The 5,103-nt window shown below is 73.2% G+C and carries 5 protein-coding genes; 3 read left to right on the top strand and 2 right to left on the bottom strand.

Features of this window, described 5'->3' with window-relative positions:
* Window positions 1–401 precede the first annotated feature (401 nt).
* Complete coding sequence (locus HKK72_RS35680) at window positions 402–692, bottom strand: hypothetical protein (protein WP_187238817.1); 291 nt, start codon at window positions 690–692, stop codon at window positions 402–404.
* Window positions 693–722: 30 nt separating this feature from the next.
* Here HKK72_RS35680 and HKK72_RS35675 point away from each other — a divergent pair, with 30 nt between their 5' ends.
* Together HKK72_RS35675 and HKK72_RS35670 are read left to right on the top strand one after the other, a co-directional pair.
* Window positions 723–1,517, top strand: a complete 795-nt coding sequence (locus HKK72_RS35675) for an ATP-binding cassette domain-containing protein (protein WP_187238818.1) — start codon at window positions 723–725, stop codon at window positions 1,515–1,517.
* 14 nt (window positions 1,518–1,531) lie between these two features.
* Complete coding sequence (locus HKK72_RS35670; protein ID WP_187238816.1) at window positions 1,532–2,278, top strand: ABC transporter permease; 747 nt, start codon at window positions 1,532–1,534, stop codon at window positions 2,276–2,278.
* 66 nt (window positions 2,279–2,344) lie between these two features.
* Here the strand turns inward: HKK72_RS35670 and HKK72_RS35665 are convergent, their stop codons facing one another.
* The gene (locus tag HKK72_RS35665) at window positions 2,345–3,322 is read right to left on the bottom strand and encodes an EamA family transporter (RefSeq protein WP_187238815.1); all 978 of its coding nucleotides are present in this window, start codon (window positions 3,320–3,322) and stop codon (window positions 2,345–2,347) included.
* 209 nt (window positions 3,323–3,531) lie between these two features.
* Between HKK72_RS35665 and HKK72_RS35660 the strand changes: the two genes are divergently transcribed.
* Window positions 3,532–5,103 (top strand): hypothetical protein (locus HKK72_RS35660; protein ID WP_187238814.1); only part of this gene is annotated, 1,572 nt, incomplete at its 3' end.

The following is a 5,103-nucleotide window of genomic DNA, read 5'->3' as shown; positions in this document are numbered from 1 at the left end:
CCAGCCGGTCCTGACGTCCTTGTCGGGTCGGGCGGAGTGCTCGGCCTGGATGTCCGGCGGCACAGGTCGTGCGCCGGGCTGGCTCTGGGCCGTACCGGTCAGGGCGGCCGATAGGAGCGCCCCCGTGGTCGCTATGGCGACCATACGGAACCACTTCGTCGTGGGCACCTTGGAACCTCCTGCGGGCCGGGCTCGATGACCCGGTCTCGGAGAACGGCCGCGTGATCACGCAACCGTTGTCGAGGCAAGCACCCAATGCGAATACGCCGCTATAGCGAGTGATGACGGAGAAATAGCTTGATGGGGGCAGAAATGCACTCTTGACAGCACAGTGGGCACGCCACCGCACCGCCCGCACCCTGTCTGTGCAGGGGAAACGTGGTGCGGCCGGTCCGTGGCTGTCAGTCGGCGACGCGAACGTCCGCCGCGTGCCGCGTCACTCCGCCCGGGTGGCGTAGCCGCCGATGCCCGCCTCGAGGAGGTCGAAGGCGCGCTCGGCGGCGGCCCGCACGTCGCCGTACATCTCGTCGAGGGTCTGGCCCGGCGACCTTGCGCTTGCTGATCTCTGCCATGAGCCGGTGCTGTACGGCGTTGATCTGCGCGGCGACGATCCAGGGCGAGATGTCGTCGGGGTCGGCCCCGACCTCGTCGGCGAGGGCCCTGGCGAGCGCCTCCTCGCGGCGGTCCGACATCGCCCGCGCCCTCGCGCGTAGTGCTTCACACTGCTTCGCCCCACCGGCGGCACCGCGACGGTCGCGGGGCACGACCTGCGCGGCGATCCGCGGGCGGTACGGCGGCGCATCGGCTACGTCGCCCAGGGCGGCGGCACCAACCCGGCATGCACCGTGACCGACGAGCTGCGGCTGCAGGCCCGGCTGTACGGCGTCCCGCCGGACCGCTGCGCCCGCGTGTGCGAGGAACTGGAACTGACGGCGCTGACCGAGCGGACCACCGGGTCGCTGTCCGGCGGCCAGCGGCGGCGGCTCGACATCGCCCTCGGACTCGTCCACGAACCGTCGTTGGTCTTTCTCGACGAGCCGACCGCGGGGCTCGATCCGCAGAGCCGGGCGGCGCTGTGGGAGCACATCCGGCGGCTGCGCGACCGGCACGGCACCACGGTCTTCCTGAGCACCCATTACCTCGACGAGGCCGACGCGCTCGCCGACCGGGTCCTCATCATCGACGGCGGGCGCATCGTCGGCGAGGGAACCCCTGAGGAGCTCAAGCAACGGATCGGCGGCGACCTCGTCACCGTGGAGGTCGATGGAGACCCGCTGCGTGCGATCACCGCGCTCGACGGCCTCGCGCTGGATCTCACCGCCGACGGCCGGACGCTGCGGCTGACCGTCGAAGCCGGCGGCCGCCCGCTGGTGGACGTCGTACGCGCACTCGACGCGGCCGGAGTGCCGACCGCCGGCGTCCGGCTCGCGGGCCCCACGCTCGACGACGTCTTCCTGTCCGCACTGGCCTCCGCCCGCGCCACCACCGCCCCTGCCACAAGTACCGCGACGACATGATCCGAGGAGCCGCCATGCCACGCGAAACCCTGCTCGTCTTCCGCCACCAGCTGGACCTGACGCTCCGCAGCAAGATGTCGATCGCGTTCGGCGCCATGCAGCCGGTGCTGTACCTCGTGCTGTTCGGCCCGCTGCTCACCGGATTCGGCGGAGCCCTCGGCGGGGACAGCTGGAACGTGCTCGTTCCCGGGCTGCTCGTCCAACTGGGCCTGCTCAGCGCCGGTCTCGCCGGGTTCGGAATCGTGTTCGACGCCCGCTTCGGTGTACTGGAACGGCTGCGGGTCACGCCGGTCAGCCGGCTCGCGCTGCTGCTCGGCCGGGTGCTGAGCAGCACCCTGGTGCTGATGTTCCAGGCGGCGCTGCTCGTCGGCGTGGCCGTCGCACTCGGCCTGCGGGCGCCGCTGCCCGGGCTGCTCATCGGGTTGGGGCTGCTTACGCTGCTCGCGGTGAGCCTGGCCGCGCTGTCGCCTGCGGCGGCGATCACCATGCCGCAGCCGGAGATGTTCGCGCCGCTGATGAGCACGGTCGTCGTGCCGCTCATGTTGTTGTCCGGAGCGTTCCTGCCGATGTCGCTGGCCCCTGGCTGGCTGGACGTCCTGTCCCGGCTGACCCCGTTCCGATACATCGCCGACGGGCTGCGGGCGGCCTTCGCGGGTCACTACGCCGATGGTCCGCTCCTGTGGGGCGCCCTGGCCGCCGCGCTGCTCTCCGTCGTCTCCCTGACGATCGGCACCCGCACCTTCCTGCGCGAGAACGCGTGACGGCAGACCCCTCCGCCGTGGTGATCACGCGGCCGTCCGCACCGCCCAGGGCGGCCGGCCGCGTGGTCACGACAGCGCCGCGGGCACCGGGATCTCGGCGGTCTCGGCGATGGGCGCGCGCTCACTGACGGCGCGCTGGGCGATGAACGCGCCGACCAGGACGACGGACCCGCCGACGAGCTGCAGGGTGCTGAGGCGCTCACCGAGCGCGGCCCACGCGATGAGCGTCGCGGCCACCGCCTCGGTGTAGCAGATGGCCCCCGCCACGGGCGCCGACAGCCGCTGCACCGCCGCCACGCCCGTCAGGTAGGCGAGCACGGTGCTGACCACGATGATCCAGAGGGCCAGTGCCCATGCCGGGGCCGCGTGGGTTCCCACCGCGACCGTGGTCGGGAGGACGTGCCAGGGGATCGACCACGGCACCGCGGGGATGGTGAGCACCACCGCACCGACCACGCTGCCCGCCGTGGTCATCACCAGCGGATCGATGTCACCCGTCAGCCGCTCGACCAGCAGGAAGTACATCGCCTGACACGCCGCCGCGCCGAGGCCCGCCAGAAGTCCGAGCGCGTCCAGCCGCAGCCCCGACCAGACCTCGACGACGCAGGCCAGCCCGACCATCGCGACAGCGACACCGGCCGCCGCGGTACGAGGCACCGGTGTCCGGCGCACGACTCGGATCCAGCCGAGAACCAGAACCGGCCCGGTGAATTCCAGCAGGATCGCGATGCCCACCGGAAGGCGCGAGGCGGCGATGAAGTACAGGGCCTGACAGCCGGCCACCCCGGTCACGCCGTACACGACCAGCTGCGGCAGGAAGGGGCGCAGGCCGCGCAGCCGCGCGGTGCCGCGCAGCACGATCACGAGCGGGACGAGGATCAGCGCGGCGCCGAAGATCCGCAGCCAGACGGCCTGCAACGGGCCGAGACCAGAGTTGATCAGGGCCTTGCCGAAGGGCCCGGACGCCCCGAAACAGATGGACGACACGATCGCGAAGCCCAGCCCCCAGACCTTCGTCCGTGCCGCCGTGTTCCCGCCACCCATGGCTCGTCTCCCGTTGGTTCGCGCTGCCGACAGCTAATGAGCATAGTGGTCGGACACTCATTACGAGGGCGTGTTGTCTCCGAAAGGACACGCCAGGCGAATCGCCCGGGGCGGCTACTATGCGGCAGGTGGATTGGCAGGCGGCAGGCCCTGATACGGCCGGAGGAGCACAGGACCCGTTCTCGGCGGTCGAGGCAGAGGTCAGGGCGATGGCGACGGCACCGTGGTGGCCTGGCGCCGCCCCGCACCAGCGCACTGCGGCGGTCACCTCGCAGATGCTCGCCGGCGCCGGCGAATGGTGGCTTTTCGGCGCCTGGGGACGGTGGTACCGGTGCGGTCTCGACGGTCACTGGCACCCGTGCCCGCCGCCGTCCGACCCCGCCGCCCGGCGGGTCGTCGGTCCCGCGCCCCGCGGTGCCGGAAATCCGCCGGTCCCCCCGCAGCTCTTCCCCATGGGCCCGGACCTCACCGCCGGCCGGGTAGCCGCGACCGCCTTCCTCAGTGGCCAGCCCGACACCGCCGTCGTGGCCCGGGTGCAGCAGGCACTGATCACCGCCCTGTCGGTGAACCCGGCGCAGTTCGCCCTGAGGGACCCCATGTTCCCGCCGGGGACGCCGAGCACGGTCGCCGCCGCGTGGGGCGCGCTGCTGTGGTGCGCCGGATCCCCCGTCGCACTGGCCGAGCACCCGCTCATCGAACTGTTCGTGCCCTACCTCACGGCGCCGAGCCAACTGCTGCGCTGGATGGTGCCGCCGGACCTGTCCCACCTGACCGCCTACTACGGCGAACGGCTCGTCGCCGGTGACGGGATCGGCGCCGCCTACCTCGTCCGGGTCATGCACGAAGTGGCCACGGGCCTGCGCGGCGACCCGGGATTCCGGCCGGGCGCCGACGCCCTCGCCGCCATCACGGCCGCGACCCTGCCGCTGGTGCAGCACGACATGGCCGCCGCCCGGTACGGTCCCGCGGCCGTCACCCAGGAATGGCGGCGCCGCTGCCCCGCCGAGAGCGCGACCCCGATGGTCCGCGACGGCGCGCCGGGCGAATACCTGCGGCTCGGCCTCTACGACCTCACCGAGACCGTCACGGCGATGCAGACCCGGACGCCGGGGCACGGCGATGCCCGCCGCGCCGCGGTCGCCCTGATGGCCGCTGACCTGCAGGGCGCCCCACGCGCCCTCCCGGCCGTGCTCCCGTGGCTGGACCCCGACAGCGCCCGCACGCTGCAGGCGGTGCTCGCCGAGCCGAACCATCCGCTGCGGACGCTGTGGCCGAATGGGGGGCAGCTGCCCGAGGCCCTGCGCAGCGACCAGGCCGACGAGGTCCGGGCACTGCTGGCCACCTCCTACACCGTGGGGCTGACCTGGTGCCGGCTGGCGCAGATGGCACCACCCGCACCCGGCTTCGTGGTGCCGGCGGCGGCCGCGGCGGAATTGGCCAGCCCGGCACTGCAGACTCCCAAGTCGACCGGTGAGCTCACGCCGTGGGAGATCATCGACGCCGCGCGGGCCCACCTGGCCGCGGGCCGAGAAACCCCGCCGGCCTCCGCGACCGCTCCATCGCCTCCGGCGGAGCCAGGCTCACCGAGCACACCCGGTCCATCTGCGCCTGGCCCCTCCGTGCCCGGGCCGCCGCCGGAGCCCGCACCGTTCGGGTCACCGGCGGAGCCCGTGCCGCCCCTGCCGGGCCCGTCCCCGGAGCCGCCGGCGCCGTTCGGGTCGCCCGCGCCGTCGGAGGCCGCGTCGCCGCCGCCTCTGTCGCCGCCCGACCCCCCGTTCTCC

It is taken from the genome of Actinomadura sp. HBU206391 (assembly GCF_014323665.1).
Taxonomy (GTDB): Bacteria; Actinomycetota; Actinomycetes; order Streptosporangiales; family Streptosporangiaceae; genus Actinomadura_C.
Note: the sequence above shows the minus strand (reverse complement) of the source record. Positions and strands in the feature narration are given on the sequence as shown.